This is a genomic window from Streptomyces sp. NPDC006458, from assembly GCF_040612135.1.
GTDB lineage: Bacteria > Actinomycetota > Actinomycetes > Streptomycetales > Streptomycetaceae > Streptomyces.
On sequence record NZ_JBEXPR010000007.1, the window covers coordinates 99,121 to 125,983 of the forward strand.

Here is a 26,863-nt window from a genome sequence, read left to right on the forward strand (position 1 = left end):
CCGGCGGACCCGGAGCGGCGCGAGACCGGACCGACCCGGGCAGCGGGAGACCGGGCAGGCCGGAGCGGCGGGAGACCGGACCGACCCGGGCAGCGGGAGACCCGGCGGACCCGGAGCGGCGACACCTGGGCCGGCCAGGACGGCGGGAAGCCCGGCCGCCCCGGGAGGCGGACGTCAGTCCAGCGCCTCGTCCAGCAGTTGCGCCCACTGCGCCACGACCCGCTCCCGCCGCGCCCCGTCGTCCGTGAGCAGATTCGCCAGCCCCAGGCCCCGCGCCATGTCCAGCAGCCCTTGGACGCTCTCGCGCACACCGGGCCGGGACTCGTCGGCGCCGAGCAACTCGACGGCTATGCGGTGGCTCTCCCGGCCCACCCGGCCCTCCAGCTCGGTCACCCGGCCGCGCAACTGCTCCTCGTTGGACGCGGCCACCCACAGATGCAGGGCGGCCCGGAAGAGGGGGCCGGTGTAGAGGCCGACCAGCGCGGAGACGACCGCCCGCCGGTCCCCTGCGCCCTCGGGGAACAGGTCGCGCAGGGCAGTCGACCGCTCCTCGGCGACGTACTCGACGGCTGCCGTGAAGAGGTCCTCGCGGGTCGGGAAGTGGTGCTGGGCCGCGCCCCGCGAGACGCCGGCGCGCTCGGCGACCGCGGACACCGTGGAGCCCGCCCAGCCGTGCTCGGCGAGGCAGGCCACGGCGGCCTCCAGGAGCCGCTGCCGGGTGGCCCGGCTGCGGTCCTGCTTGGGGACGCGGTCGGCGCGGTCGACACGTTCGTCCGTCGTCACAGCACCCATGGGGGATCCCGTCGTTCGAGGAAGGCCGTCATCCCCTCGCGGGCGGGCGCGGAGGCGAACAGCCGGGCCGAGAGCGCGGTGAGCAGGGCCGCGTCCCGGTCGAATGCCTCCAGAACCCTAGCCGTGAGCAGCCGTTTCGTCTCGGCCAGGGCCTCGGGCGCGGAGCGCCGCAGACCGTCCAGTACGGGCTCCAGTACGGCGTCGACGTCCTCGCCGTCCCGGCCCGCCGCGGTCAGCAGGCCGATGCGCGCGGCCTCGGCGGCGTCGAAGCGCTCGCCGGTGAGGCAGTAGCGGGCCAGGGCGCGCGGGTCGGTGCGGGGCAGCAGCGGCAGCGAGATGACGGCCGGGGCGACCCCGATGCGGACCTCGGTGAGGGCGAAGCTCGCCGCGCCGGAGGCCGCCGCGATGTCGCAGCAGCCCACGAGGCCGAGGCCGCCCGCGCGGACGTGTCCGGTGACCCGGGCGACGACCGGCTTGGGCAGCTCGACGATCTGCCGCAGCAGGGCGACCGTCGCGTCCGGGTCGGGCGGATCGCGCAGGTCGGCGCCCGCGCAGAAGGTGTTGCCGGTGTGCGTGAGGACGACCGCGCGCACCTCGGCGTCCTTGCCGCAGTCCCGCAGCGCGTCCGCCAGCTCGCCCACCAGGGCTGCCGACAGCGCGTTGCGGGTGCCCGGGGAGTCGAGGGCCAGCGTCTCGACTCCCCGTGCGCGGGTTCGGCCGATCAGTGTCACGTGCGCTCCCTGAGTTCGCGGCGCAGGATCTTCCCGGAGGCCGCCCGCGGCACGCTGTCGATGAAGGTGACCTCGCGGACCCGCTTGTAGGGGGCGACGCGCTCGCCGACGTAGGCCATGACGTCCTCCACGGTGAGGTCCGCGGCGCCCGGCTGCCGTACGACGTGGGCGTGCGGTATCTCGTTGCCCTCGGCGTCGTACGCGCCGATCACGGCGGCGTCCGCGATGCCGGTGTGGGTGAGCAGCAGGGCCTCCAGCTCGGCGGGCGCCACCTGGTAGCCCTTGTACTTGATCAGCTCCTTGACCCGGTCGACGACGAACAGCCAGCCGCCCTCGTCGACCCGGCCGACGTCCCCGGTGTGCACCCAGCCCTCGCCGTCGATCATCGCGGCGGTGGCGTCGGGGCGGCCGAGGTAGCCCTTCATGACCTGGGGGCCGCGGATGAGGATCTCGCCGGCCTCGCCGATGCCGAGGTCCTTGCCCGGGTCGTCGAGGGACACGATCCGCATCTCGGTGCCGGCGATCAGCCGGCCCACCGTGCCGGGCGGGGCCTGCGCCATGGCGTTCAGCGGGACGACGTGCGTGCCGGGCGACAGCTCGGTCATGCCGTACGCCTGCCCGACGGGTGGCAGGCCGAGTCGTGCGGAACAGGCCGCGGCGAGCTCGGCGTCCAGCGGGGCGGCCGCGCTGACCACGTACTTCAGCGAGGACAGGTCGTACTGCGCGACCGCCGGGTGCTTGGCCAAGGCGAGCACGATCGGCGGGGCGACGTACAGGCCGGTGATGCGGTGGTTCTGGATCGCCGCGAGGAAGGTCTCCAGCTCGAAGCGGGGCAGCACGACGACGGTGGCGCCCTGGCGCAGGGGGGCGTTCATCAGGGCGGTGAGGCCGTAGATGTGGAAGAACGGCAGCACCGCGAGGATGCGTTCGCCCCGCTCGGCGCTGATCGCCGGTTCCAGCTGGGCGAGGTTGGTGGCGATCTGCCGGTGGGTGAGCATGACGCCCTTGGGGACGCCGGTGGTGCCGGAGGAGTAGGGCAGGGCGGCGACGTCCTCGGCCGGGTCGATGCCGACTTCCGGGTCGGGCGCCTCGGACGCGAGCATGTCGAGCAGCGAGCGGTGGCCCCGTGCGCTGTCGCACACGAAGATCTCCCGCACCCCGCCCGCGAGTTCGGCGGCCCGTCGGGCGGTCTCCAGCAGCGGTGAGACGGTGACGATCCAGCGGGCCGCGCTGTCGTCGAGCTGCTTGGCGAACTCCTGCGCGGTGGCGAGCGGGTGCACGGTGGTCACCGAGGCACCCGCGCGCGTGGCGGCGTAGAACGCGGCCGGGAAGGCGACCGTGTTCGGGCTGTGCAGGGCGAGGACGTCGCCCTTGCGCACGCCCGCGTCGGCGAGCGCGGCGGCGATCCGCCGGTGGAACCGGTCCAGTTGGGCGTATGTGAGGGTCCTGCCGTCCGTGCCGTCGATCAGCGCGGGCGTGTCCGCGTACTCGGCGGCCCGGCCCAGGACCGCTTCGTGGATGGGCAGTTCTACGGGCTGGACGTCTGCGTACTCGCTGCGGAACACGGTTCCTCCTCGCTGGGCGCGGCGCCGGTTCAGTACGACTTGGGCAGGCCCAGGGTCTGGTGGGAGACGTAGTTGAGAATCATCTCCCGGCTCACCGGTGCGATACGAGCCACGCGCGCGGCCGTTATCAACCGGGCGAGCCCGAACTCCCGTGTGAGGCCGTTGCCGCCGAGGGTGTGCACGGCCTGGTCGACGGCCTTCACACAGGCCTCCGCCGCCGCGTACTTCGCCATGTTCGCGGCTTCTCCGGCGCCCATGTCGTCACCGGCGTCGTAGAGGTGGGCCGCCTTCCGCATCATCAGCCGGGCCAGTTCCAGCTCGATGTGCGCCTGCGCGAGGGGGTGGGCGATGGCCTGGTGGGCGCCGATGGGGGTCTTCCAGACCGTGCGGTCGCGGGCGTACTCGATGGCCTTGCCGAGCGCGTGACGGCCCATGCCGATCGCGAACGCGGCCGTCATGATCCGCTCGGGGTTGAGACCGGCGAACAGTTGCAGCAGACCGGCGTCCTCGTCGCCGACCAGCGCGTCGGCGGGCAGCCGCACGTCGTCGAGGACCAGCTCGAACTGCTTCTCCGCGGCGTGGAGTTCCATGTCGATCCGACGGCGCTGGAAGCCGTCGGCGTCCCGCGGGACGATGAACAGGCACGGCTGGAGGCTGCCCGTGCGGGCGTCCTCGGTGCGGCCGACGATGAGGGTCGCGTCCGCGATGTCGACGCCGGAGACGAAGACCTTGCGGCCGGTGAGGAGCCAGTCGCCCGACGCCGGGTCTCGGCGGGCGGTCGTCGTGATGCGGTGGCTGTTGGAGCCGGCGTCCGGTTCGGTGATGCCGAAGGCCATGGTCTTCGTGCCGTCGGCCAGGGCCGGGAGCCAATGCTGTTTCTGGGCGTCGGTGCCGAAGCGGGCGATCACCGTGCCGCAGATCGCCGGGCTGACCACCAGCATCAGCAGGGGTGAGCCCGCGGCGCCGAGTTCCTCCAGGACGATGGAGAGTTCCGTGATGCCGCCGCCTCCACCGCCGTACGCCTCCGGCAGGTTGACGCCCAGGTAGCCCAGTTTGCCTGCTTCTGCCCAGAGGTGCTCGCGGTTGTGGTCGGGGCCGTGACGTCTGCCGAGGGCGGCGACGGCGTCGCGGAGGGCCTTTTGCTCTTCCGATTCGATGTGGGTGGTCACTTTTCTCCTCGGGCTTTCCGTCGTCGATGGCTGATCGTGTCGGGCTTTCCGTCGTCGATGGCTGGCCGCCGCGCAGTTCCCCGCGCCCCTAGACAGCGTCGATCTCGACCACTGCCAGAAGTGCTCCTACGTCCACCTGCTGTCCCGGGGCCGCGTGCAGAGCCGTGAGTGTTCCGGTCGCGGGGGCTGTGATCTGGTGTTGCATCTTCATCGCCTCCAGCCAGATCAGGGGATCGCCCGCCTTCACGACGGCCCCGGGCGTCAGCCCGTCGACCACTCGGACGACCGTTCCTGGCATCGGGGCCAGCAAGGACCCCGGGGCGTGCTGGGTCTCCGGCTCCGGGAAGCGGGGCAGGGCCCGCAGCTCGGTGGAGTTGACGTAGATCTGATCGCCGTAGGCCGTCACCTCGAACTTCCGCTCCACGCCGTCCACTTCGAGTACGACGAGACGGTCGCTCGCGTGGACCACTCGCACCCCGTCCGCCCGGAGGCCCTCGCGGGTGGGGCGGTAGCGGGCCTCGTGCTCCTCCCCCGCCATCTCGTAGCGCTTGATCTGCGGCTGGGAGGGGACGTTGCGCCAGCCGCCGCCGAAGCGGGAGCCGCCGTGTGCGGCGTCGGCCAGGGCGGCGGCCAGCGGGGCGAGCGGGTCGCCCGGCCGGCCGAGGTCCGCGAGGTGGCGGTCGTAGAAGCCGGTGTCCATGCGGGCCGAGGTGAACTCCTCGTGGCGCAGAGACGCCAGGAGCAGGGCCCTGTTGGTGGTCGGGCCGTGCAGGGTCAGCCGTTCCAGGGCGCCGGCCAGCTTGCGGACGGCCTCGGCGCGGGTCGGGGCGTGGGCGACCAGCTTGGCGAGCATGGGGTCGTAGTGGACGCCGATGTCGTCGCCGTCGGTGTAGCCGGTGTCCAGGCGGACGGCGTCGGGGGGGTTGAGGCGGTGCAGGGTGCCGGTCTGGGGGGCCCAGTCGCGGGCGGGGTCCTCGGCGTACAGGCGGGCCTCGACGGCGTGGCCGCGGGCGGCGGGCGGGTTCTCCGTCAGGGGCTCGCCCTCGGCGATCCTGATCTGCTCCGCGACGAGGTCGAGGCCGAAGATCTCCTCCGTGACGGGGTGTTCCACCTGCAGGCGCGTGTTCATCTCCAGGAAGTGGGCCCTGCCGTCGGCGACGAGGAACTCGACCGTGCCGGCGCCGACGTAGTCGACGGCCAGCGCGGCGCGTACGGCCACCGCGCGCAGTTCCTCCGCGAGCTCCGCGGAGAGGCCGGGCGCGGGTGCCTCCTCGACGACCTTCTGGTGGCGGCGCTGGAGGGAGCAGTCGCGGGTGCCGAGGGCCCAGACCGTGCCGTGGGTGTCGGCGAGGATCTGCACCTCGACGTGGCGGCCGTTCTCGACGTACGGCTCGACGAACACCTCGCCGTCGCCGAAAGCGCTCGCGGCCTCGGCGCGGGCGCCCTCCAGGGCGGCGGTCAGCTCGTCCAGGCGGCGTACGACACGCATGCCGCGGCCGCCGCCGCCCGCGGCGGCCTTCACCAGCACCGGCAGGTCGGCCTCGGTGACGTCGGTGAGCGGGGCGACGCCCAGGAGCTGCTTGGCGCGGGTCTTGGACGCCATGGCCTCGATGGCCCGCGGCGGCGGCCCGATCCACACCAGCCCGGCGTCGAGGACGGCCCGTGCGAAGTCGGCGTTCTCGGACAGGAAGCCGTAGCCGGGGTGGACGGCGTCGGCGCCCGCGGCGAGGGCGGCCTTCACGACGAGGTCGGCGCGCAGATAGGTGTCGGCGGGGGCCGCGCCGGGGAGCCGTACGGCCATGTCGGCCACGCGCGCGTGGAGGGCGTTCTCGTCGGCGTCCGAACGCACGGCGACGGTCCGGATTCCCAACTCACGGCAGGTGCGGAAGACGCGGCAGGCGATCTCGCCCCGGTTCGCCACCAGAACTGAAGTAATCATTCGTCTCACATCCGGAAGACGCCGAAGCCGCCGCGCACGCCCTCGAAGGGCGCGGTGTGGACGGCGGACAGACACAGGCCAAGGACGGTGCGGGTGTCGCGCGGGTCGATGACGCCGTCGTCGTAGAGCCGCCCGGACAGGAACATGGGCAGCGACTCGGACTCGATCTGCAGCTCCACCATGGCGCGCAGGGCGGCGTCGGCGTCCTCGTCGTACGGCCGCCCCTTCGCGGCGGCGGACTGCCGGGCCACGATGGACAGCACGCCGGCGAGCTGCTGCGGGCCCATGACGGCCGACTTGGCGCTGGGCCAGGCGAAGAGGAAGCGCGGGTCGTAGGCGCGGCCGCACATGCCGTAGTGCCCGGCGCCGTAGGAGGCGCCCATGAGGACGGACAGGTGCGGGACCTTCGAGTTGCTGACCGCGTTGATCATCATCGAGCCGTGCTTGATGATGGCGCCCTGCTCGTACTCGCGGCCGACCATGTAGCCGGTGGTGTTGTGCAGGAACAGCAGCGGGATGTCCCGCTGGTTGGCGAGCTGGATGAACTGGGCCGCCTTCTGCGACTCCTCGCTGAACAGCACGCCCTGGGCGTTGGCCAGGATGCCGACGGGATAGCCGTGCAGAGCGGCCCAGCCGGTCGCCAGGCTCGTCCCGTACAGCGGCTTGAACTCGTCGAAGTCGGAGGCGTCGACGATCCTCGCGATCACCTCACGCGGGTCGAAGGGGACCTTGAGGTCGCCGGGCACGATGCCCAGCAGCTCGTCGCGGTCGTACTTGGGCGGCTCGGCCGGGCCCGGATCGCCGTACGCCTTGCGGTGGTTGAGGCGGGCGACGACGCGGCGGGCCTGGCGCAGGGCGTCGTGCTCGTCGACGGCGAAGTAGTCGGCGAGACCGGACACGCGCGCGTGCATGCCGGCGCCGCCCAGTGACTCGTCGTCGCTCTCCTCGCCGGTGGCCATCTTCACCAGCGGCGGACCGCCGAGGAAGACCTTGGCCCGCTCCTTGACCATGATCACGTGGTCGGACATGCCGGGGATGTAGGCGCCGCCGGCGGTGGAGTTGCCGAACACGACCGCGACCGTGGGGATTCCGGCGGCCGACAGCCGGGTGAGGTCCCGGAAGATCGCGCCGCCGGGGATGAAGATCTCCTTCTGGGAGGGCAGGTCGGCGCCGCCCGACTCCACCAGGCTGATGCAGGGCAGCCGGTTGGCGAGGGCGATGTCGTTGGCGCGCAGGGCCTTCTTCAGCGACCACGGGTTGCTGGCGCCGCCGCGCACGGTGGGGTCGTTGGCGGTGATCAGGCACTCCACGCCCTCGACCACGCCGATGCCGGTGACCAGCGAGCCGCCGACGGCGTACTCGCTGCCCCAGGCGGCCAGCGGCGACAGCTCCAGGAACGGGCTGTCGGGGTCGAGCAGCAGCTCGACGCGCTCACGGGCGAGCAGCTTGCCGCGCCCCCGGTGCCTCTCGACGTACTTCTCACCGCCGCCCGCCAGCGCTTTGGCGTGCTCGGTGTCCAGTTCGGCGAGCTTGGCGAGCATCGCCTCGCGGTTCGCCCGGTACTCCGCGCTCGCGGGATCCAGGGCCGAGGACAGGACCGTCACAGCAGAACCTCCGGGATGTCCAGGTGGCGGGAGCGCAGCCACTCGCCGAGGGCCTTGGCCTGCGGGTCGAAGCGGTGCCGGGCGGCGACGCCCTGGCCGAGGACGCCCTCGACGACGAAGTTCAGGGCGCGCAGGGCGGGCAGCGCGTGCCGGGTGACCGGCAGGTCGCGGCTCTCCGGGATGAGTTCCCGGAACCGGTCGGCGGTCAGCTCGTGCGCCAGCCACCGCCAGGCGTCGTCGGTGCGCGCCCACACGCCGACGTTGGCGTTCCCGCCCTTGTCCCCGCTGCGGGCCCCGGCGACCAGCCCGAGGGGGGCGCGGCGCACCGGCCCGTCGGGCAGCGGTTCGGGAAGGGCGGGTTCCGGCACGTCTTCGAGTCCTTCGAGTCCTTCGCGTACGAGGGTGGCGTCGGGCGGCGGCACGGGGACGCGCCGCCCGTCGTGCAGTACGGCGACGTGGTCGACGGTCTCCTGCGGGACGTACGCCGCCTCGAACACGCCGTAGGGCGTGCCCTTGCCGGGCAGGTCGGCGACGTGGAAGCCGGGGTAGCTGGCCAGCGCCAGTTCCACGGCGGCGCCGCTGAGGGCCTTGCCCACGGCCGCCTGGTCGGGGTCGCGCACGACGAGCCGCAGCAGGGCGCTGGCGGTCTCCTCGGTGGCGGCGTCGGTGTGGTCGGTGCGGGCCAGCTCCCAGCGGGCGTCGGCGACCTTGGCGAGGACGGGCTCCAACTGCCGCCGCACCAGGGCCGCTTTGGCGTCGACGTCGAGGCCGGTGAGCACGAACACGACCTCGTTGCGCCAGCCGCCGAGGATGTTGCGGCCGACCTTGAGGGTCGGGGGCGGGGCCTCGCCGCGCACGCCGTCGACGCGGACCCGGTCGGGGCCGTCCTGGGTGAGCGTGACGGTGTCCAGGCGGGCGGTGACGTCGGGTCCGGCGTAGCGGGCGCCCTGCGTCTCGTACAGCAGCTGGGCGGTGACCGTGCCGACGTCGACGAAGCCGCCGGTGCCGGGGTGCTTGGTGACGACGCTGCTGCCGTCCTCGTGGATCTCGGCGAGCGGGAAGCCCGGGCGGGTGACGTCGCCGTCGGCGAAGAAGGCGTAGTTGCCGCCGGTGACCTGGGGGCCGCACTCCAGCAGGTGCCCGGCGACGACCGCGCCCGCGAGCCGGTCCAGGTCGCCCGGACCCCAGCCGAAGTGCGCGGCGGCCGGGCCGGTGACCAGCGCGGCGTCCGTGACCCGCCCGGTGACGACAATGTCCGCGCCCTGCTTCAGACACTCGGCGATGCCGAAGCCGCCCAGATAGGCGTGCGCGGCGAGGCTGCCGGGGTGGGCGGCGGTGAGATCGTCGCCCTCGACATGCGCGACCCGGACGGGGACGCCGAGCCGGTCGGCCAACTCCCGGATCCGCACGGCCAGTCCGGCTGGGTTCAGGCCGCCCGCGTTGGTGACGATCCGCACCCCGCGGTCCCGGGCCAGGCCCAGGCACTCCTCCAACTGGGCCAGGAACGTGCGCGCGTAGCCCGCCTCGGGGTCCTTCAGGCGGTCCCGGCCGAGGATCAGCATGGTCAGTTCGGCGAGGTAGTCGCCGGTGAGGACGTCGAGTTCACCGCCGGTGAGCATCTCGCGCATCGCGTCGAAGCGGTCGCCGTAGAAGCCGGAGGCGTTGCCGATGCGCAGCGTCACGCCCCGGCCCCCTTGGGCGCACGGCCTTCACCGGGCGGGCCCGCGAAGGCCTGCGCGATGTCCATCCACCGGTCGGCGTCCGCGCCCGAGACAGTCAGGGCGAGGTCGTCCCGATGAGCCCGCTGGGTGACCAGCAGGCAGAAGTCCAGGGCACTGCCGGTGACCCGCTGGGCCGCGTCCTCCGGGCCGTAGGCCCACAGATCCCCGGAGGGCGCGACGAGTTCGACCCGGAACTCCTCCGCCGGAGCGGTCATCCCGTGCGCGCCGAAGGCGAAGTCGCGGGCCCGGACGCCGATGCGCGCCACGTGGCGCAGCCGGTCGGTGGGCTGTCGTACGACGTCGAGGGCGTCGGCGATGTCCTGCCCGTGCGCCCAGGTCTCCATCAGGCGGCCGGTGGCCATCGAGGCGGCCGACATCGGCGGGCCGTACCAGGGGAAACGGGCGCCGTGGGGCGCCGCCCGCAGGGCCGCGTCGAGGTCTCGACGCCCCTGGCGCCAGCGGGCGAGCAGCACGGCGGGCGGCAGGGCGGCCCCTTCGTCGGCGCCGTCGTCGACGAACGACCCGGGTGCCTTGAGGGCCTGCTCCACCAGGGCGGTGAAGGCGTCGGCGTCTGTCACGGCCAGCAGGGCCGAGTGGTCGGTCCAGGCCAGATGAGCGATCTGGTGCGCGACGCTCCAGCGCGGCGCGGGGGTGGCCGTGGCCCACCTCTCCGGCTCCAACTCGGCCACCAGGCGGTCGAGTTCCTCGCTCTCGGCACGCAGGTCGTCGAACACGGGCGTCGGATCGGACACGGGTGCGCTCCCCTCCGGGGTGTCGTGGTGGGGAGCATGGCAGCGGGCGCAGAAACAATCAAGCGTGCTTGCATTAATTGGTTTTCCACATCCACCCCACCTGTTCGCAGTCACGTAGCTACTCTCGGTGACAGGAGGTGGTGGTCGTGCATATCCGCGAACTCGATCCCAGCGCGTCGCCGTTGGACTACTACGGCTATGAGCTGCGCCGTACGCGAGAGGCGGCGGGGCTCACGCAGAAGGCGCTCGGCTCGATCGTCTTCTGCACGGGGTCACTGATCGGGCAGATCGAGACGACGCAGAAGGTGCCGACGCGGGAGTTCTCCGAACGGGTGGACGCGGCGTTGGGGACGGACGGGGTGTTCTCCCGGCTGGTGGGGCTGGTGTTGCGGAGCCAGTTGCCCAGCTGGTTCCAGCCGTATGCGGAGATGGAGGCGAGGGCGGCTTACATCTCCAGCTTCCAGGCGCAGCTAGTGGACGGACTCCTCCAGACCGAGGCATACGCCCGCGCAGTGCTCGGCGCGCGAGACGAAGGCAACCTTGACGGCAGGATCGCCGCGCGTCTGGACCGCCAGCGCATCATGGACCGAACTGAGCCACCGGCGATTTGGGCAGTGCTCAGCGAGGCCGTCCTACACCAGGAAGTCGGCGGCCGCGAAGTCATGCGAGGGCAACTCGCGCATCTGTTGGCGTTGCAGAAGCGGCGCTGGCTGGAGATCCAGATCCTGCCATTCGAGGCCGGGGCACACGCTGGACTGATGGGCTCGTACTACCTGCTGCGGTTCCAGAGCGACCCGGACATCGTCTACACCGAGGACTTCGTCCAGGGGCACATGACGGCCAATCCGCAAGCTCTCAGGGAGGGTTCGGTCCGTTACGATCATCTGCAAGCGGCCGCGCTCTCCGTGGACGACTCTGCGGCTCTGATCATCCGCGTGATGGAGGAACGGTATGGGAGCGAACCTGAAGCTGACGGACGCGAGCTGGCGTAAATCCTCCTACAGCGGCGACACCGGCGGGGCCTGCGTCGAATGCGTCCCCCTCGGCACGGCCACCTGGCGCAAGTCGTCCTACAGCGGCGGCACCGGCGGCGACTGCATCGAGATCGCCGACCTCACCCCGCACCTCGCGGTCCGCGACTCCAAGAAGCAGGACGGCCCCGCGCTGCTGTTCGCGGCGGGGGCCTGGTCCGTGTTCCTGGAGTCGGTCAAGGGCTGACTCCCCGGCGCAGGCGGCCGCGGCAAGGAAACCGGGCGAAGGGGACACCGCCCCGACGGTCGTGCACAACGTGGTGCCCCAGGACAACAGCGAGGTGATTCTCCGCGGCCAGGTCGACCGGCCCGAGCCTCTGCGCGTCAGGGTGTACATCCACGCCAGGAACGTGCATGTGAGCTGAGGCCGGGCCGGCCCGGCGCCGACCTACGGCCTGGCCACTCCACACGCACCGCCTTCGCGGCGTTCCGGTAGATGCCGCCGGCGGCGGTCAGGTACTCGCGGGCCGCGTCGGGGTCCGTCGCGACCCGGGCGACGGACTCGGCACGGCGCAGGGTCATGCCCGTCGGGCAGCCACACCCTGCCACGCGGGCTGACGCTCAGAGACCGGCCTGCGCCGCAGTCGCCTTGGCGCTCCGGCGCCCCACCTGTGTCCGCACCGCGCCCATGCTCGCCGCGATGACCAGGGCTATCGCGGCGGACTGGGTGGTCGTGAGGGCCTGGTCGAGGATGAGGAAGCCGGCCGTCGCGGCGATGGCCGGTTCCAGGCTCATCAGGACCGCGAAGGTGTGCGCGGGCAGGCGTCGCAGCGCGAGGAGTTCGAGGGTGTAGGGCAGGACGGAGGAGAGGATCGCCACGCCCGCGCCCAGGCCGATCGTCACCGGGTCGGCGAGCTTCGCGCCCGACTCGGCGAGGCCCAGGGGGAGGAAGAGCAGGGCCGCGACGGCCATGGCCAGGGCGAGGCCGTCGGCCTGGGGGAAGCGGCGGCCCGTGCGGGCGCTGAAGACGATGTACGCCGCCCACATCGCGCCCGCCCCCAGCGCGAAGGCCACGCCCACCGGGTCGAGCCCGCTGAAGCCCCCACCGCCGAGCAGGAACACCCCGGCGAGGGCAAGACCGGCCCAGATGAGATTCACCGCGCGCCGGGAGGCGATCACGGACAGGGCGAGCGGACCGAGCACCTCCAGGGTGACGGCCGCACCGAGCGGGATGCGGTCGACGGACTCGTAGAACAGGCCGTTCATCGCGCCCATGGTGATGCCGAAGACGACCACCGTGCCCCAGTCGGCCCGCGAGTGGCCGCGCAGCCGGGGCCGGCAGACGATCAGCAGCACGACCGCCGCGACCAGCAGCCGCAGTGTCACCACGCCGAGCGCCCCGGCACGCGGCATGAGCGTCACGGCGAGCGCCCCGCCGAACTGCACCGAGATCCCGCCCGCCAGCACCAGCCCGACGGGGCCCAGGGAGCCGAGGGAGCCGCCTCGTCGCCCGCCGGTCCCGGCCGCGGTCACCGGCGCGGACGCCGGGGTCGGCGCGGGAGTGGTGCTCGAAGTGCTCACGGGGGCTTCCTGAGGCTGGGCGCGGATGCGATCATGTTCATCACGATGCACTTTCCGGTCCACAGTAATGGACTCACGTCAGGCAGGTACAGCCCTCACGCACCTGACTTCCGCTCGGTCAGGGCCTCCGCCAGCACCTCGGCGAGATGCCGCCCCCGCACCCCGCCCAGCTGCTCCAGCTGGGTACGGCAGGAGTAGCCGTCCGCCAGCACCACCGCCTGCGCCGGGGCCGAGCGCACGGACGGCAGCAGCTGCTCCTCGGCGCAGGCCACCGAGACGTCGTAGTGCCCCCGCTCGAAGCCGAAGTTCCCGGCGAGACCGCAGCACCCGCCGGACAGTTCCCCGGTCAGGCCCGCCGCCGCCCGCAGCCGCCGCTCGGCCGCGTCGCCGAGGACCGCGTGCTGATGGCAGTGGGTCTGCCCGGCCACCGGCCGGTCCAGCGCGGGCGGCCGCCAGTCGGGCGCGTGCCGCTCCAGGGCCTCCGCGAAGGTCAGCACCAGCTTGGCCAGCCGCGCCGCCCGGGGGTCGTCCGCGAGCAGCTCCGGCAGATCGGTGCGCAGCGCGGCCGCGCAGCTCGGCTCCAGGACGACGACCGGCGCCCCGGCGTCGAGGACCGGCCGCATCAGGTCCAGGGTCTGGCGCAGCACCGTACGGGCCCGGTCGAGCTGCCCGGTGGAGACGTACGTCAGCCCGCAGCACACCCGCCCCCGGCGCACCCCCAGCAGCGCGGCGGCGGAACGGGTGCGTCCGTCCGCGAGCCGCCGCCCGTGTGTGAGCAGCGTCGGCGGCAGCGCCACCCGCAGTCCGGCCGCCTCCAGCACCCGTACGGCCGCCCGCCCCACGGACGGGGACAGGTACTCGGTGAAGGTGTCCGGCCAGAGCACCACCAGCGCCCCCGGGCCCACGGCGGGCTTCCTGCGCCGCCACCACCGGCTGAACGGCTCCGTCGCCAGCCGCGGGATCTCCCGCTCGGCGGCGATACCGCCCAGCCGCTTGGCGACGCGCGCGAGGGGCCGCCGGGCGGCCAGCGCGTTGAGGAGCCTCGCCCCGCGCACCCGGGTCACCCACCGCAGCCACTGCGGCAGCCGCCCCATGGCGATATGCGCGGCCGGGCGGCGGCGCCCCGCGTAGTGGTGGTGCAGGAACTCCGCCTTGTACGTGGCCATGTCGACGCCGACCGGGCAGTCCGAGCGGCAGCCCTTGCAGGCCAGGCAGAGATCGAGGGCGTCGCGGACCTCGGTGGAGCGCCAGCCGTCGGTCACCAGCTCCCCGGCGAGCATCTCGTGCAGCAGCCGGGCGCGCCCGCGCGTGGAGTGCTCCTCCTCGCCGGTCGCCCGGAAGGACGGGCACATGACGGAGGGGCCGGCCGACGTCGTCGTACGGCATTTGGCGACGCCCACGCAGCGGCGGACGGCGGCCGAGAAGTCACCGCCGTCGGCCGGGTAGCCGAAGGCCACGTCGACCGGCCGGCGCGGGAGGACCGAGAAGCGCAGGCCGGCGTCCAGCGGCGCGGGGCGCACCAGGATGCCCGGGTTGAGCAGGCCGTCGGGGTCCCACACACCCTTGGCGCGCTCGAACAGCGCGACCGTCTCCGTGCCGTACATCACCGGCAGCAGTTCCGCGCGCGCCTGCCCGTCGCCGTGCTCGCCGGACAGCGAGCCGCCGTGCGCGACGACCAGATGGGCCAGTTCCTCGGAGAAGCGGCGGAAGCGAGCCACGCCGGACTCACTCACCAGGTCGAAGTCGATACGGACATGGACGCAGCCGTCCCCGAAGTGGCCGTACGGCGTCCCGCGCAGGCCGTGCGCGGCGAGCAGCGCCCGGAACTCGCGCAGATACGCCCCCAGCCGGGCGGGCGGCACCGCGCAGTCCTCCCAGCCGGGCCAGGCCTCGGTGCCGTCAGGCATCCGGGTGGCCGTGCCCGCCGCGTCCTCGCGGATCCGCCACAGGACCCGCTGCCCCGCCGGATCGGTCACCACCTGCGCGTCCAGTGCGTCGGCCGCGCGCACGACCGCGTCCGCACGCGCGCGTGCCTCGGCGAGGGTGTCGCCGCCGGTCTCCACGAAGAGCCAGGCGCCGCCCCGGGGCAGATCGGCGGGGGACGGCACCAGATCGGCCGCCATGCCCTCCACGGTCAGCGGCCGATGCGGCAGCAGCCCCGGCGCCGCCTCCGCGGCCGCGCTCTCGTCGGCGTACCCGAGCACCGCCAGGGCACGCGCGCGGGGCGCCTCGACGAGGGTGACGACCGCCTCGGTCAGCACCGCCAGCGTGCCCTCGGAGCCGCAGAGGGACCGGGCGACGTCCGCGCCCTTCTCCGGCAGCAGGGCGTCCAGGGCGTAGCCGGAGATACGGCGGGGCAGGTCGGGGAAGCCGGTGCGCAGCCGGGCGAGTTCCCCCTCGGCCAGCTCCCGCAGTCCCCCGGGCGCCCCGGCCCAGCCCGGCCCGGGCCGCAGCCGCCGCCCGCGCGCGGTGAGCACCTCCAGCTCCCGCACATTGTCCGCGGTCGTGCCCCAGGCCACCGAGTGCGAGCCGCACGCGTTGTTGCCGATCATCCCGCCCAGCGTGCAGCGGCTGTGCGTGGAGGGGTCCGGGCCGAACCGCAGCCCGTGCGGGGCGGCGGCCTCCTGGAGCCGGTCGAGGACGAGACCGGGCTGGACGGCCGCCGTGCGCGCCTCGGGGTCGAGGGCCACCAGGCGGTTCATGTAACGGGTGAAGTCCAGGACGACCCCCGTCCCGGTCGCCTGCCCGGCGATGGACGTCCCCCCGCCGCGCGGCACGACCGGCACACCGTGCGTCCGGCACACCTCCAGCACGGCCGCCACGTCGTCGGCGTCGCGCGGCGCGACCACGCCGACCGGGACCCGCCGGTAGTTGGAGGCGTCCATGGTGACCAGGGCACGGGAGGTGACATCGAAACGGACGTCACCCCGGACGGAGGTACGCAGAGCGGCCAGCAATTCGGACTCGGACATGCCTTCACTCAACCAGCCCGGCCGCATTTCCCCACCCCTCACAGCGCGGCGGAACCCGAACCCGCGGGCGCCGGGCAGCCGCGTACGGCGGGGAGGGGACGTGTCGGGGGGTGTCCGCCCGCAGCGGCCGCCGGGAACGCCCCGCACCCATGACCGACCAGTTCGGCGGACCGAGGACGGACACCCCCCGGCGCGGCCCCGCACCCTCGCCCACCCAACGCGCCGCACCAACCCCCACCGAACAGGACCACGCCGCCGCAGGCATCCCCAGCCCTTGGGGACGAGGCCGTTCAGCCACCCCACCAGCTCAGCCACATCCACCCCGTCCGGCGCCTGAGGACAAGGCCGTCAAGACACCACCCACCCCACCACCCCCCACAGACGAGCCCAGCTCAGCCACTCCCAGCCCGTCCGGCGCTTGAGGACGAGGCCGTTCAGGCCGATAGGGGGCCTGGGGGCACAGCCCCCAAGGTCAGCAGAAGACACCGAAGCCGTCTCACGCGACGGACGAGGTTTCACCGAGCAGACTCCCACCGGCTACGCTCCCCTCGTGGCTGAGATCCAGATTCCCGCTGACATCAAGCCCGCCGACGGACGTTTCGGCGCGGGTCCCTCCAAGGTGCGGACGGAGGCGCTGGACGCCCTGGCCGCCACCGGTACGTCCCTGCTCGGTACCTCCCACCGCCAGGCCCCGGTGAAGAACCTGGTCGGCCAGGTGCGCGAGGGCATCTCCGAGCTGTTCCAGCTGCCCGAGGGCTACGAGGTGATCCTCGGCAACGGCGGCTCGACCGCGTTCTGGGACGTCGCCACCCACGGTCTGATCGAGAACAAGTCGCAGCACCTGAACTTCGGCGAGTTCTCGTCGAAGTTCGCCAAGGCGGCCAAGCTGGCCCCGTGGCTGGCCGAGCCGGACGTCATCTCCTCCGAGCCGGGCACCCACCCGCAGGCCGTCGCCCAGGAGGGCGTGGACGTCTACGCGTTCACGCACAACGAGACCTCCACCGGTGTGGCCATGCCGATCCAGCGCGTGGCGAAGGCCGACGAGGGCGCCCTCGTGCTGGTCGACGCGACCTCCGGCGCGGGCGGTCTGCCGGTCGACATCGCCGAGACGGACGTCTACTACTTCGCCCCGCAGAAGTCCTTCGCCTCCGACGGCGGCCTGTGGATCGGCGTGTTCTCCCCCGCCGCGATCGAGCGCGCCGAGCGGGTGCACGCCTCCGGCCGCCATGTCCCGGAGTTCTTCTCGCTGCCCACGGCGATCGACAACTCCCGCAAGAACCAGACGTACAACACCCCGGCCCTGTCCACCCTCTTCCTGCTGAACCAGCAGCTGGAGTGGATCAACGGCCAGGGCGGCCTGGACTGGGCGGTCCGCCGCACGGCCACCTCCGCGCGCACGCTGTACGGCTGGGCGGAGGACGTGAAGTACGCCAACCCGTTCGTCACCGACCCGGCCAAGCGCTCGGCGGTCATCGGCACGATCGACTTCACCGACGACGTGGACGCGGCCGCGGTCGCCAAGGTGCTGCGCGCCAACGGCATCGTGGACACCGAGCCCTACCGCAAGCTCGGCCGCAACCAGCTGCGCATCGCGATGTTCCCGGCGATCGACCCGGCGGACGTCGAGGCGCTGACGAAGTGCGTCGACTACGTCATCGAGAAGCTCTGACACGCACCCGCTTCGCACCACGGCCCCGGGGGACGGCACCTGTCCCCCGGGGCCGTCCCCGTCTCAGCCCTGCGCGCTGCGGCCGATGTGCGCGATCACCTCTTTGAACTCCTCGGTGGGCGAGAACTCCACCAGCTCGCAGTCCTCCAGCGGCTCGGGGACATGCCCGGGCGCCCAGTAGTACGCCCGGCCCGCCTCGTAGACATGCTCGCCGTCCTTGGTCCGCATCCTCATCCGGCCGCTGAGCAGATACCCGTAGTGCGGGCACGGGCACATGTCGTCCGGCAGGCCCTTGAACGCCGATGCCATGTCCGTGCCCTTGGGTACGCGAAGGAAGCCGACGGTCATGAGCGCCGCTTCCTGAGCCGCGTGACGCCGAACAGGCCGAGGGCCACCGCGCCGATGACGACGTACTCGACACGCAGGCCGGAGCCGTCGTCGGAGTCGGCGGAGGCGCCCGAACCGCCCTTCGCCGAGGGCGAGTCGGAGCCGGCCCCGGCGGGCGCGCCCTGCGCCTCGACGGGGCTGCCGGCGCCCTCCATGCCGAGCATCAGCTTCGTGCCGTCGGCCGAGTAGCTGACGGACTCCCCCTGTCCCAGCGGCACGCTGACCCGCTCCAGCCGCCGGGGCTTTCCGTCGTTCCAGTCGTACGCGATCCCGCCCAGGTAGCCGCGCACGACGAACTGTGCGCCGTCCGGGGAGAAGGCGGCGTCGGTGGCCCACAGGTCGATCGGGGCGACCGGCTCGAAGGTGTTGGTGCCGGAGGCGGACAGCGGGTCGCGGGCGGCGTAGAGGTGCCCGCCGTCCTCGTTCTTGTCGATGAGGTAGACGCGCCCGGTCTTCGGGTGGACCAGGATCGACTCGGCGTCGCGGGGGCCGTCGGCGTACTTGACGACGTACTGGGTGGCCCGGACCGACTGGTCCTTCAGTTCCTCGGGCTCGGGCAGCTTGTAGACCCAGACGTGGTCCCAGGAGCCCCCGAGGTTGTCGCCGATGTCGCCGACGTAGAGCTGGTTGCCGGGTCCCATGGCGATGCCCTCGACGTCCCGCGGGGCGCCGACGCCGGTCATGGTGACCGTGGCGACGGTCTCGCCGGTGCGGCTGTCGACGGCGTAGAGGTAGGCGCCTGTGTCCTGGTCGTTGTGGGTCCAGTAGATGCCCGGGTGCTGCCGGGAGGCGGTCAGGCCGCTGGACTCGGTGATGCGCGGGTCCTTGATGGTGAACCCCTCGTCCCCGTCGGCGGCGGAGGCGGGCGGGGCGAGGCCCACGAGCAGACAGGCGGCGGCCGCGGACAGCACGGCGGCGAGGGATCGGCGCATGCGCTCAAGCCTGCCACCTCGGCGGCACTTTGATCGGCTCGGAGATCGGCCGGGACCGGTCGGGTGGTGGTCCTCACACCTGCGGGGGACTCCGGCGGGGCGCGCGATCATCCATGATGAGCGGATGCTCAGGTTCATGCCCGTAGGCGACTCGATGACGATAGGCAGCGCGGGCGAACACACCTGGCGGTACCGGATGTGGCAGCACCTGCGCGACACCTACGGCGGGCCTTTCGCCCTGGTCGGCCCGCGCGAGACGCTCCACGACCAGGCCACGGGCGAGCCGACCTCCTACGAGTACGCCGACCCCGGCTTCCCCCGCGCGCATCTGGCCGGCTGGGGCGAGGGCTGGCTCCACATGGCCCCCCTGATCGCCGACGCGGTACGCCGCTGCCGGGCCGACGTCCTGCTGGTCTCGCTCGGCCTGATCGACCTGGGCTTCTACACCAACGCCGAGCAGACGGCGGAGAACGTCCGCGCCTTCGTGACGGCGGCACGGTCGGCCAACCCGCGCGTGCGTATGGTCTTCCTGCCGGTCATCCCGAACGTCCGGGCCCAGGACGACCCGGACTTCGCCGAGCAGGTCTCGCTGTTCAACGTGCTGCTGGCCAAGGAGATCGCCGACCTCGACGAACCGGCCTCCCCGCTCCTGCTGGCCTCGGTCGAGGAGTCCTACGACCTGCTCACCGACACCTACGACGGCACCCACCCGAGCGCGAGCGGCGAGCACAAGATGGCGGCGGCCTTCGCGGAGGCGATGCGGCAGGCATGGGGGCTGGGGGACCCGTACGTGTCACGCATATGAACTCGGTGGCCGGGCGGGCGCCAGGCGCAGGCGGGTCCTTGCCTAGAGCGCACTCCAGGCCGTTGGCTTGGATCCATGGAGTACACGCAGCTCGGACGCACCGGACTCAAGGTCAGCCGACTGGTCCTCGGCACGATGAACTTCGGACCCCAGACGGACGAGGCGGACAGCCACGCCATCATGGACGCGGCGCTGGACGCGGGCATCAACTTCTTCGACACGGCGAACGTCTACGGCTGGGGCGAGAACAAGGGCCGCACCGAGGAGATCATCGGCAGCTGGTTCGCCAAGGGCGGTGACCGGCGGGACAAGGTCGTGATCGCCACGAAGGTGTACGCGAACATGGCCGTGGACGGGGAGGCCTGGCCCAACCACGACAAGCTCTCGGCGGTGAACATCCGGCGGGCCGTGGACGCCTCGCTCAAGCGGCTCGGCACCGACCACATCGATCTCTACCAGTTCCACCACATCGACCGCGCCACCCCCTTCGAGGAGATCTGGCAGGCGGTCGACACCCTCGTCGCCCAGGGCAAGATCCTCTACGCCGGGTCCAGCAACTTCCCCGGCTACAAGATCGCCCAGGCCAACGAGACCGCCGCCAGGCGCGGCTCGTACGGCCTGGTGAGCGAGCAGTGCCTGTACAACCTCTTCGAGCGCCGCGCCGAGATGGAGGTCGTCCCGGCCGCGCAGGAGTACGGGCTCGGCGTCATTCCGTGGTCGCCCCTGCACAGCGGACTGCTGGGCGGTGTGATCCGCAAGGAGGTCGAGGGCGGACGGCGCGCCGGCGGCCGTACCGCCGAGGCGCTCACCGACGCGGCCGTGCGGGCGCAGGTGCAGGCCTACGAGGACCTGCTCGACAAGCACGGGCTGGAGCCCGGCGAGGTCGCGCTGGCATGGCTGCTGACCCGGCCGGGCGTGACCGGGCCGATCGTGGGCCCGCGCACCGCCGAGCAGCTCGGCTCCGCGCTGCGGGCCGTCGAGCTGGAGCTCGCCGACGAGCTGCTCGCCGAGCTGGACGAGATCTTCCCCGGGCCGGGGCCCTCCCCGGAGGCCTTCGCCTGGTAAACGCCGCACGGCATGCCCAGGGGCTGTCTTTTGGATCATGTCGGCGTCGCGTCGGCTCAGGCGTCGCGTCGGCTCAGGCGTCGCGTCGGCTCAGGCGTCGCGTCGGCTCAAGGTGCTGCGCCCTCGTGGCCAACCTGATCCCGACGACAGCCCCTCGGCGGCGGCCTGGTCTACTTCCCCACGGCAGCCGCCATCGCCACGACTACGAACATCAGTACGAGCGCACCGGCCATGATCCGGTTCCGGGTCTTCGGGTCCACGGCAACGAGCCTAACCGGACGCGCCGAGCGGCAGTCGGGCGACCACCTCGTAGCGGGGCTGCTCGCCGGGCGCCCCGGAGGCCGGCAGGTGGCTGCGCACCAGGGTCAGCTCGGCCACCGTCCAGGTGCTGCCGGTGAAGGAGGCGAGCGCGTCGACAAACGGCCGCACGTCGACCGAGTCGCGGCTGCGGGCCACCGTGAGGTGAGGGGTGTAGCGCCGGTGCGCGCCCATGTCGAGGCCCGCCCTGCGCGCCGCCGCCTCGCTGCGGTCGGCCAGCAGCCGCAGCGCCTCCAGGTCGCCCTCGGCCCCCGCCCACAGGGCCCGCCCATGACCGAACTGACCCCCTCCGCGCATCGCCAGCGGGAAGGGGTCACCGCGGTGCGCGGCCCGCTCCAGCCGCGCCGACAGCTCCGGTACGACGGTGTCGTCGACCTCGCCGTAGAAGGCCAGCGTGAAGTGCCAGCCCGGCCGGCCGGTCCAGCGCAGCCGGTCCGCACCGGGCAGCTTCTTCAACTCGGCCACCTCTGCGGCCAGTTCGCCGACCACCTCGGCGGGGGGCAGCACGGCGGCGAACAGTCTCATACGGCCCACCCTGTCATCGGACGGGCCCCGGGGCCGCCGTTCGGATCGGTCCGGCGCCGCTCACGGCCGCCGGCCCGGTCCGGACGGGCGCCCCGGATCACGCCACCGCGGCCAGTTCCTCGCACCGCTCCCGCGGCACGAACCGCACCACGGGGTGGCCGTGCGCCCAGCCCACCGACAGCCGCAGGCCGCCCGTGCGGGCCATGACTAGGCCGATCACCGTGGCCGCGAGCGCGGCGACCGCGCCGCCCGCCGCCAGGCCCGCGCGCGGGCCGTAGGTGTCCGTGACCCAGCCGACGATCGGGGCGCCGATCGGCGATCCGCCGAGGAACACCATCATGTAGAGGGCCATCACGCGGCCGCGCATGGCCTGGTCCGTGGCCATCTGGATGCCCGTGTTGGCCGTGACGTTGATCGTCATGCCGAACAGGCCCAGCGGGATCATCAGCAGCGCGAACATCCACAGGGTGGGGCTCGCGGCGGCGACGATCTCGATCACGCCGAAGGCCAGGGCCGCCACGCTCATCACCCGCAGCCGGGCCGTGCCGCGCCGGGCGGCCAGCAGGGCACCGGCGAGCGAGCCGACGGCCATGAGGGTGTTGAAGAGGCTGTAGGAGCCCGCGCCCATGTGGAAGACGTCGTCGGCGAAGGCGGAGAGATAGACCGGGAAGTTGAAGGCGAAGGTGCCGACGAACCCGACGAGCACGATCGGCCAGATCAGCTCGGGCCGGCCGGAGACATACCGCAGGCCCTCGCGGAGCTGGCCCTTGGCGCGCGGGGCGCGTTCGACCGCGTGCAGCTCACGGGCCCGCATCAGCAGCAGTCCGGCGACCGGTGCCACGAAGGACAGGCCGTTGAACAGGAACGCCCAGCCCGTGCCCACACCGGTGATCAGCAGGCCCGCGACGGCGGGGCCGATCAGCCTGGCCGACTGGAAGTTGGCCGAGTTCAGGCTGACGGCGTTCTGCAGCTGGTCCGGGCCGACCATCTCGGTGACGAAGGACTGCCGGGCCGGGTTGTCGACCACGGTGGCGAGTCCGACGGCGAGGGCGGCGACGTAGACGTGCCAGACCTCCACCCGGCCGGTGAGGGTCAGCAGCGCCAGTGCCAGGCCGGTGACCGCCATCGCGACCTGCGTGACCAGCAGGGTGCCGCGCTTGGGCAGCCGGTCGACGAGGACGCCGCCGTAGAGGCCGAGCAGCAGCATCGGCAGGAACTGCAGGGCCGTGGTGACGCCCACGGCGGTGGCCGAGCCGGTGAGGCTGAGGACCAGCCAGTCCTGGGCGATGCGCTGCATCCAGGTGCCGATGTTCGACACCGCCTGGCCCAGGAAGAAGAGGCGGTAGTTACGGATCTTCAGCGAAGCGAACATCGAGGTCCGGCGACGGGCCTCGGTAGGCGGTGAGGGTGCCCGGCGGGCACCCCCGGCAGGGGGCGAGTCGGAGTCGTGGGTGGTCGGTGCGGGGGCGGAGTGTGCTCCGGATCCCGAACTCAAAAGGGTCGCCTCCTCGGTGACTGCTTACAGATGCGCGAGCTTCTCCAGCACGGGGGCGGCGGCGCGCAGTTTCGCCCACTCGTCCTCGTCGAGGTCCTCGACCAGAGCCGCCAGGAAGGCGTTGCGCTTGCGGCGGCTCTCCTCCAGCATCGCCTCGGCCTGCTCGGTACGGGTGACCACCTTCTGGCGTCGGTCCTCGGGGTGCGGCTCCAGCCGGACCAGGCCCTTGGCCTCCAGCAGCGCGACGATGCGGGTCATCGACGGCGGCTGGACGTGCTCCTTGCGGGCCAGTTCGCCCGGGGTCGCCTGACCGCAGAGCGACAGGGTGCCCAGCACCGACATCTCGGTGGGGCTCAGCGACTCGTCGACCCGCTGGTGCTTGAGCCGTCGGGAGAGCCGCATCACGGCGGAGCGCAGGGAGTTCACGGCGGCAGCGTCGTCGCCATGGGTGAGGTCCGGCATCTCTTTAGCGTAACTCATTACTCTCGCTAAGGACCACTCGGGACACGCATGGACGGCCGTGACCCCCGCCACTCAAACGCCCACGTCATCCGGCCCCATGCGAGGTCACCCATATGAGTGAGCCGGCTCCGAAAAGTGAGACACGGGCCGCCCTCCTGCCGCGAATCTCGTACGCATGGGGACCACCGTGCTCAGCCTGCGGCTAGACGGGGAGCTGCTCGAACGGCTCCGGCACCATGCGGCGAAAAGAGGAATGAGCGTCCAGGACTATGTCGTCCGGACGCTCATTCGTGATGACTTCGACGAGCGGTTCCAGGCCGCCGTGGAGGAGACCGAGAAGTTCTACGGCCACGCCTGAGGCGCCTCGCGACGGTCTCCCGCCGAAGCCCTGACCGCCGAACCGTCAGGTGAGCTGGAGGGCGGGCATCAGGTAGTAGAAGAGGAACACGGCGGACACGACGTACATCGCGGCCGGGATGTCCTTGCCCCGGCCCGCCGCGAGGCGCATCACCACGAAGGTGATGAAGCCCATGCCGATACCGTCGCCATCTCCGCGCGTAGACCCGTTTCGGGGCGTGCACCTGCGGGCAGGCCCGATCGGCCTCGTAAGCTGTGCGCATGGCGAAGTGGACCCCCAAGCACGAGGCGCCGGAACCCCTGGAGGGCCCGGTGGTACCCGTCATCGTCGGCGGCACGATCCTCTGGTTCGTCCTCTTCCTGGCACAGGTGCCGTTCTACGGCTGGTTCGACGACCAGGGCCACGCCTGGTGGGTGTGGACCTGCCTGGCCGGCGGCGGCCTCGGACTGATCGGCATCTGGTACGTCCGCGGCCGCGACGCCGCGCTCAAGCGCGCCGAGGCGGCCGCGCGCGAGGTACCGGCCCCCTAGCGCGCCCTCCCCGACGATCGACGACCCCCGTACGACCACGGCGGGAGCAGCCTCCTCCCGCGGTCGGAACATGCGCGCACTCGGCGGGTGAACACCCCTGTCCGCACGTACCGTCGAATGCATGACGCACATCGACGCGGGCGCCGAACTCGATCCTGTGCATCCCGTCCCCGTCCCGTCCCGGGCGACGGACGGTCTGACCGCGGCCGAGGTCGCCGAACGGGTCGCCGCCGGCCGGGTCAACGACGTACCGGTGCGCAGCAGCCGGTCCATGGCCGAGATCGTCCGCGCCAACGTCTTCACCCGGTTCAACGCGATCATCGGTGTGCTGTGGCTGATCATGCTGTTCGTGGCGCCGATCCAGGACGGCCTGTTCGGCTTCGTGATCATCGCGAACACCGGGATCGGCATCTTCCAGGAGTGGCGGGCCAAGAAGACCCTGGACTCACTCGCGGTGATCGGCGAGGTGCGGCCGACCGTGCGCCGCGGCGGGACGGCCGTGGAGGTCGGCACCTCCGAGATCGTGCTGGACGACGTGCTGGAGATCGGGCCGGGCGACAAGGCCGTCGTGGACGGGGTGTGCGTCGAGGCCGACAGCCTGGAGATCGACGAGTCGCTGCTGACCGGTGAGGCCGACCCGGTCGTCAAACGCCCCGGCGACCCGGTGATGTCCGGCAGCTTCGCGGTCGCGGGCGGCGGCGCCTTCCGGGCCACCAAGGTCGGACGCGAGGCCTACGCCGCCCAGCTCGCCGAGGAGGCCTCCCGCTTCACCCTGGTCCACTCCGAGCTGCGCTCGGGCATCTCCACGATCCTGAAGTACGTGACGTGGATGATGATCCCGGCCGCGCTCGGCCTGGTCGTCACCCAGCTGGTCGTCGAGAACAAGGACCTGCACGACTCCCTCGCCCGCACGGTCGGCGGCATCGTGCCGATGGTTCCCGAGGGCCTGGTACTGCTCACCTCCGTCGCCTTCGCCATAGGGGTGATCCGGCTCGGCCGAAAACAGTGCCTCGTGCAGGAGCTGCCGGCCATCGAGGGCCTGGCCCGCGTCGACACCGTCTGCCTGGACAAGACCGGCACCCTCACCGAGGGCGGCATGGACGTCACCGCCCTGCGCGTCCTCGACGGCTTCGACGAGCCCTACGTCCGTCAGGTGCTGGGCGCGCTCGGCGAGTCCGACCCGCGGCCCAACGCCTCCCTGAAGGCGATCATCGACGCCTACCCGGACAGCGAGGAATGGCGGTGCGTGCAGTCGCTGCCGTTCTCCTCCGCCCGCAAGTACAGCGGCGCCTCCTTCAGCGAGGGCGACGGCGAGTCCAGCAGCTGGCTGCTGGGCGCCCCGGACGTGCTGCTCGCCGACGACGACCCGGCCCTCGCCGAGACCGGACGGCTGAACGAGGAGGGGCTGCGGGTCCTGCTGCTCGCCCGCGCCTCGCGCGAGCTGGACGACCCGGAGGCCGGCCTCGGTGCCCGGCCGGCCGCGCTGGTCGTGCTGGAGCAGCGGCTGCGCCCGGACGCCGCCGACACCCTGCGCTACTTCGCCGAGCAGAACGTCCGCGCGAAGGTCATCTCCGGCGACAACGCGGTGTCGGTGGGCGCGGTCGCGGGCAAGCTGGGCCTCGACGGGTCGGCGGTCGACGCGCGCCGGATGCCCGCCGACCCGGACGGCATGGCCGGGGCCCTGGACGAGGGCACGGTGTTCGGGCGGGTCACCCCGCAGCAGAAGCGGGACATGGTCGGGGCCCTGCAGTCCCACGGGCACACGGTCGCCATGACCGGCGACGGCGTGAACGACGTCCTCGCGCTGAAGGACGCCGACATCGGCGTAGCGATGGGATCCGGCTCGGAGGCGACCCGGGCGGTCGCGCAGATCGTGCTGCTGGACAACAGCTTCGCCACCCTGCCGTCGGTGGTCGCCGAGGGCCGCCGGGTGATCGGGAACATCACGCGCGTGGCGACCCTGTTCCTGGTCAAGACCGTCTACTCGGTGCTGCTGGCCGTCCTGGTGGTGTGCTGGAGCGTCGATTACCCGTTCCTGCCCCGCCACCTGACGCTGCTGTCGACCCTGACGATCGGCGTCCCAGCCTTCTTCCTGGCCCTCGCGCCCAACAGGGAACGGGCGAAACCGCACTTCGTGCGGCGGGTCATGCGCTACGCGATCCCGGGCGGGCTGGTCGCGGCCGCGGCGACCTTCGCGACGTATCTGATCGCCGGTCACCACTACTCGGGCGAGGGCGCGCTGGACGCCGAGACCAGTGCGGCGACCCTGACCCTGTTCCTGGTGTCGATGTGGGTGCTGGCCATCGTCGCCCGCCCCTACACCTGGTCGCGCGTCCTGCTGGTCGCCGCCATGGGCGGCGCCTTCCTGCTGGTGCTGGTGGTGCCCTGGCTCCAGGAGTTCTTCGCGCTGCGGCTGGTGGGCGTGACGATGCCGTGGCTCGCCGTCGGCATCGCCGCGGTCGCGGCGGTCACCCTGGAGCTCCTGTGGAGGTGGGTCGACCGCCGCTTCCCGGCGTGAGT

The 26,863-nt window shown here is 72.4% G+C and carries 24 protein-coding genes; 8 read left to right on the forward strand and 16 right to left on the reverse strand.

Annotated features, from left to right (window positions below):
• Positions 1 to 174 precede the first annotated feature (174 nt).
• From ABZZ79_RS11685 to ABZZ79_RS11720, 8 genes are all read right to left on the reverse strand, one after another.
• A complete protein-coding gene (locus ABZZ79_RS11685) occupies positions 175 to 792 on the reverse strand; it encodes a TetR/AcrR family transcriptional regulator (RefSeq protein WP_356688725.1) in 618 nt (205 codons plus the stop codon).
• The gene (locus tag ABZZ79_RS11690) at positions 780 to 1,523 is read right to left on the reverse strand and encodes an enoyl-CoA hydratase family protein (protein ID WP_356688726.1); all 744 of its coding nucleotides are present in this window, start codon (positions 1,521 to 1,523) and stop codon (positions 780 to 782) included. The genes ABZZ79_RS11685 and ABZZ79_RS11690 overlap by 13 nt, the downstream gene beginning before the upstream one ends.
• A complete protein-coding gene (locus ABZZ79_RS11695; protein WP_356688727.1) occupies positions 1,520 to 3,088 on the reverse strand; it encodes a 4-coumarate--CoA ligase family protein in 1,569 nt (522 codons plus the stop codon). Before ABZZ79_RS11695 ends, ABZZ79_RS11690 begins: the two co-directional genes overlap by 4 nt.
• Positions 3,089 to 3,117: 29 nt before the next feature.
• The gene (locus ABZZ79_RS11700; RefSeq protein WP_356688728.1) at positions 3,118 to 4,257 is read right to left on the reverse strand and encodes an acyl-CoA dehydrogenase; all 1,140 of its coding nucleotides are present in this window, start codon (positions 4,255 to 4,257) and stop codon (positions 3,118 to 3,120) included.
• A gap of 88 nt (positions 4,258 to 4,345) precedes the next feature.
• On the reverse strand, positions 4,346 to 6,196 hold the full coding sequence (locus ABZZ79_RS11705) for a biotin carboxylase N-terminal domain-containing protein (RefSeq protein ID WP_356688729.1): 1,851 nt from the start codon (positions 6,194 to 6,196) through the stop codon (positions 4,346 to 4,348).
• A 5-nt stretch (positions 6,197 to 6,201) separates the two neighbouring features.
• Complete coding sequence (locus tag ABZZ79_RS11710) at positions 6,202 to 7,800, reverse strand: carboxyl transferase domain-containing protein (protein ID WP_356688730.1); 1,599 nt, start codon at positions 7,798 to 7,800, stop codon at positions 6,202 to 6,204.
• Positions 7,797 to 9,482 carry an acyclic terpene utilization AtuA family protein gene (locus tag ABZZ79_RS11715; protein WP_356688731.1) on the reverse strand — a complete coding sequence of 562 codons (1,686 nt, stop codon included), beginning with the start codon at positions 9,480 to 9,482 and terminating at the stop codon, positions 7,797 to 7,799. The genes ABZZ79_RS11710 and ABZZ79_RS11715 overlap by 4 nt, the downstream gene beginning before the upstream one ends.
• Positions 9,479 to 10,273, reverse strand: a complete 795-nt coding sequence (locus tag ABZZ79_RS11720) for a TIGR03084 family metal-binding protein (RefSeq protein ID WP_356688732.1) — start codon at positions 10,271 to 10,273, stop codon at positions 9,479 to 9,481. Before ABZZ79_RS11720 ends, ABZZ79_RS11715 begins: the two co-directional genes overlap by 4 nt.
• A gap of 146 nt (positions 10,274 to 10,419) precedes the next feature.
• Between ABZZ79_RS11720 and ABZZ79_RS11725 the strand changes: the two genes are divergently transcribed.
• Positions 10,420 to 11,265 (forward strand): helix-turn-helix transcriptional regulator, encoded by an 846-nt coding sequence (locus tag ABZZ79_RS11725; RefSeq protein ID WP_356688733.1) that lies wholly within the window; start codon positions 10,420 to 10,422, stop codon positions 11,263 to 11,265.
• On the forward strand, positions 11,225 to 11,491 hold the full coding sequence (locus ABZZ79_RS11730; protein WP_356688734.1) for a DUF397 domain-containing protein: 267 nt from the start codon (positions 11,225 to 11,227) through the stop codon (positions 11,489 to 11,491). Before ABZZ79_RS11725 ends, ABZZ79_RS11730 begins: the two co-directional genes overlap by 41 nt.
• A gap of 374 nt (positions 11,492 to 11,865) precedes the next feature.
• Here the strand turns inward: ABZZ79_RS11730 and ABZZ79_RS11735 are convergent, their stop codons facing one another.
• Together ABZZ79_RS11735 and ABZZ79_RS11740 are read right to left on the reverse strand one after the other, a co-directional pair.
• Positions 11,866 to 12,777 carry an EamA family transporter gene (locus ABZZ79_RS11735; protein ID WP_356688924.1) on the reverse strand — a complete coding sequence of 304 codons (912 nt, stop codon included), beginning with the start codon at positions 12,775 to 12,777 and terminating at the stop codon, positions 11,866 to 11,868.
• A 143-nt stretch (positions 12,778 to 12,920) separates the two neighbouring features.
• The gene (locus ABZZ79_RS11740) at positions 12,921 to 15,797 is read right to left on the reverse strand and encodes an FAD-binding and (Fe-S)-binding domain-containing protein (RefSeq protein WP_356688735.1); all 2,877 of its coding nucleotides are present in this window, start codon (positions 15,795 to 15,797) and stop codon (positions 12,921 to 12,923) included.
• Between the two features lie 550 nt (positions 15,798 to 16,347).
• Here ABZZ79_RS11740 and serC point away from each other — a divergent pair.
• Entirely contained in the window at positions 16,348 to 17,466 is a 1,119-nt protein-coding gene (gene serC / locus ABZZ79_RS11745) for a phosphoserine transaminase (protein ID WP_356688736.1), read from the forward strand.
• A gap of 63 nt (positions 17,467 to 17,529) precedes the next feature.
• Here serC and ABZZ79_RS11750 read toward each other — a convergent pair whose 3' ends face one another.
• Positions 17,530 to 17,814, reverse strand: a complete 285-nt coding sequence (locus tag ABZZ79_RS11750) for a hypothetical protein (protein WP_356688737.1) — start codon at positions 17,812 to 17,814, stop codon at positions 17,530 to 17,532.
• On the reverse strand, positions 17,811 to 18,785 hold the full coding sequence (locus ABZZ79_RS11755) for a WD40 repeat domain-containing protein (RefSeq protein WP_356688738.1): 975 nt from the start codon (positions 18,783 to 18,785) through the stop codon (positions 17,811 to 17,813). The genes ABZZ79_RS11750 and ABZZ79_RS11755 overlap by 4 nt, the downstream gene beginning before the upstream one ends.
• 124 nt (positions 18,786 to 18,909) lie before the next feature.
• Here ABZZ79_RS11755 and ABZZ79_RS11760 point away from each other — a divergent pair, with 124 nt between their 5' ends.
• Positions 18,910 to 19,590 (forward strand): SGNH/GDSL hydrolase family protein, encoded by a 681-nt coding sequence (locus ABZZ79_RS11760; protein WP_356688739.1) that lies wholly within the window; start codon positions 18,910 to 18,912, stop codon positions 19,588 to 19,590.
• Between the two features lie 75 nt (positions 19,591 to 19,665).
• Positions 19,666 to 20,655 (forward strand): aldo/keto reductase, encoded by a 990-nt coding sequence (locus ABZZ79_RS11765; RefSeq protein ID WP_356688740.1) that lies wholly within the window; start codon positions 19,666 to 19,668, stop codon positions 20,653 to 20,655.
• Between the two features lie 270 nt (positions 20,656 to 20,925).
• Here ABZZ79_RS11765 and thpR read toward each other — a convergent pair whose 3' ends face one another.
• The 3 genes from thpR to ABZZ79_RS11780 all read right to left on the reverse strand — a co-directional run bounded on the left by thpR (position 20,926) and on the right by ABZZ79_RS11780 (position 23,455).
• Positions 20,926 to 21,498, reverse strand: a complete 573-nt coding sequence (gene thpR, locus ABZZ79_RS11770) for an RNA 2',3'-cyclic phosphodiesterase (RefSeq protein ID WP_356688741.1) — start codon at positions 21,496 to 21,498, stop codon at positions 20,926 to 20,928.
• 97 nt (positions 21,499 to 21,595) lie between these two features.
• On the reverse strand, positions 21,596 to 22,993 hold the full coding sequence (locus ABZZ79_RS11775; RefSeq protein ID WP_356688742.1) for an MFS transporter: 1,398 nt from the start codon (positions 22,991 to 22,993) through the stop codon (positions 21,596 to 21,598).
• 24 nt (positions 22,994 to 23,017) lie between these two features.
• A complete protein-coding gene (locus ABZZ79_RS11780; RefSeq protein WP_356688743.1) occupies positions 23,018 to 23,455 on the reverse strand; it encodes a MarR family transcriptional regulator in 438 nt (145 codons plus the stop codon).
• Between the two features lie 175 nt (positions 23,456 to 23,630).
• Between ABZZ79_RS11780 and ABZZ79_RS11785 the strand changes: the two genes are divergently transcribed.
• Positions 23,631 to 23,813 (forward strand): ribbon-helix-helix protein, CopG family, encoded by a 183-nt coding sequence (locus ABZZ79_RS11785; protein WP_356688744.1) that lies wholly within the window; start codon positions 23,631 to 23,633, stop codon positions 23,811 to 23,813.
• Positions 23,814 to 23,858: 45 nt separating this feature from the next.
• Here the strand turns inward: ABZZ79_RS11785 and ABZZ79_RS11790 are convergent, their stop codons facing one another.
• A complete protein-coding gene (locus ABZZ79_RS11790) occupies positions 23,859 to 23,987 on the reverse strand; it encodes a hypothetical protein (RefSeq protein ID WP_356688745.1) in 129 nt (42 codons plus the stop codon).
• Positions 23,988 to 24,073: 86 nt separating this feature from the next.
• On the opposite strand from ABZZ79_RS11790, the gene ABZZ79_RS11795 reads away from it, so the two are divergent.
• Together ABZZ79_RS11795 and ABZZ79_RS11800 are read left to right on the forward strand one after the other, a co-directional pair.
• Positions 24,074 to 24,343 carry a DUF2530 domain-containing protein gene (locus ABZZ79_RS11795; protein ID WP_356688746.1) on the forward strand — a complete coding sequence of 90 codons (270 nt, stop codon included), beginning with the start codon at positions 24,074 to 24,076 and terminating at the stop codon, positions 24,341 to 24,343.
• A gap of 121 nt (positions 24,344 to 24,464) precedes the next feature.
• The gene (locus ABZZ79_RS11800) at positions 24,465 to 26,861 is read left to right on the forward strand and encodes a cation-translocating P-type ATPase (RefSeq protein WP_356688747.1); all 2,397 of its coding nucleotides are present in this window, start codon (positions 24,465 to 24,467) and stop codon (positions 26,859 to 26,861) included.
• Positions 26,862 to 26,863 lie beyond the last annotated feature (2 nt).

What these genes read in the sequence shown, in the direction of transcription:
- ABZZ79_RS11685 (WP_356688725.1), bottom strand. Translation starts at nt 792, where the DNA reads ATGGGTGCTGTGACGACGGACGAACGTGTCGACCGCGCCGACCGCGTC.
- ABZZ79_RS11705 (WP_356688729.1), bottom strand. Translation starts at nt 6,196, where the DNA reads ATGATTACTTCAGTTCTGGTGGCGAACCGGGGCGAGATCGCCTGCCGC.
- ABZZ79_RS11730 (WP_356688734.1), top strand. Translation starts at nt 11,225, where the DNA reads ATGGGAGCGAACCTGAAGCTGACGGACGCGAGCTGGCGTAAATCCTCC.
- ABZZ79_RS11740 (WP_356688735.1), bottom strand. Translation starts at nt 15,797, where the DNA reads ATGTCCGAGTCCGAATTGCTGGCCGCTCTGCGTACCTCCGTCCGGGGT.
- ABZZ79_RS11750 (WP_356688737.1), bottom strand. Translation starts at nt 17,814, where the DNA reads ATGACCGTCGGCTTCCTTCGCGTACCCAAGGGCACGGACATGGCATCG.
- ABZZ79_RS11755 (WP_356688738.1), bottom strand. Translation starts at nt 18,785, where the DNA reads ATGCGCCGATCCCTCGCCGCCGTGCTGTCCGCGGCCGCCGCCTGTCTG.
- ABZZ79_RS11760 (WP_356688739.1), top strand. Translation starts at nt 18,910, where the DNA reads ATGCTCAGGTTCATGCCCGTAGGCGACTCGATGACGATAGGCAGCGCG.
- ABZZ79_RS11765 (WP_356688740.1), top strand. Translation starts at nt 19,666, where the DNA reads ATGGAGTACACGCAGCTCGGACGCACCGGACTCAAGGTCAGCCGACTG.
- thpR (WP_356688741.1), bottom strand. Translation starts at nt 21,498, where the DNA reads ATGAGACTGTTCGCCGCCGTGCTGCCCCCCGCCGAGGTGGTCGGCGAA.
- ABZZ79_RS11780 (WP_356688743.1), bottom strand. Translation starts at nt 23,455, where the DNA reads ATGCCGGACCTCACCCATGGCGACGACGCTGCCGCCGTGAACTCCCTG.
- ABZZ79_RS11785 (WP_356688744.1), top strand. Translation starts at nt 23,631, where the DNA reads ATGGGGACCACCGTGCTCAGCCTGCGGCTAGACGGGGAGCTGCTCGAA.
- ABZZ79_RS11790 (WP_356688745.1), bottom strand. Translation starts at nt 23,987, where the DNA reads ATGGGCTTCATCACCTTCGTGGTGATGCGCCTCGCGGCGGGCCGGGGC.
- ABZZ79_RS11795 (WP_356688746.1), top strand. Translation starts at nt 24,074, where the DNA reads ATGGCGAAGTGGACCCCCAAGCACGAGGCGCCGGAACCCCTGGAGGGC.
- ABZZ79_RS11800 (WP_356688747.1), top strand. Translation starts at nt 24,465, where the DNA reads ATGACGCACATCGACGCGGGCGCCGAACTCGATCCTGTGCATCCCGTC.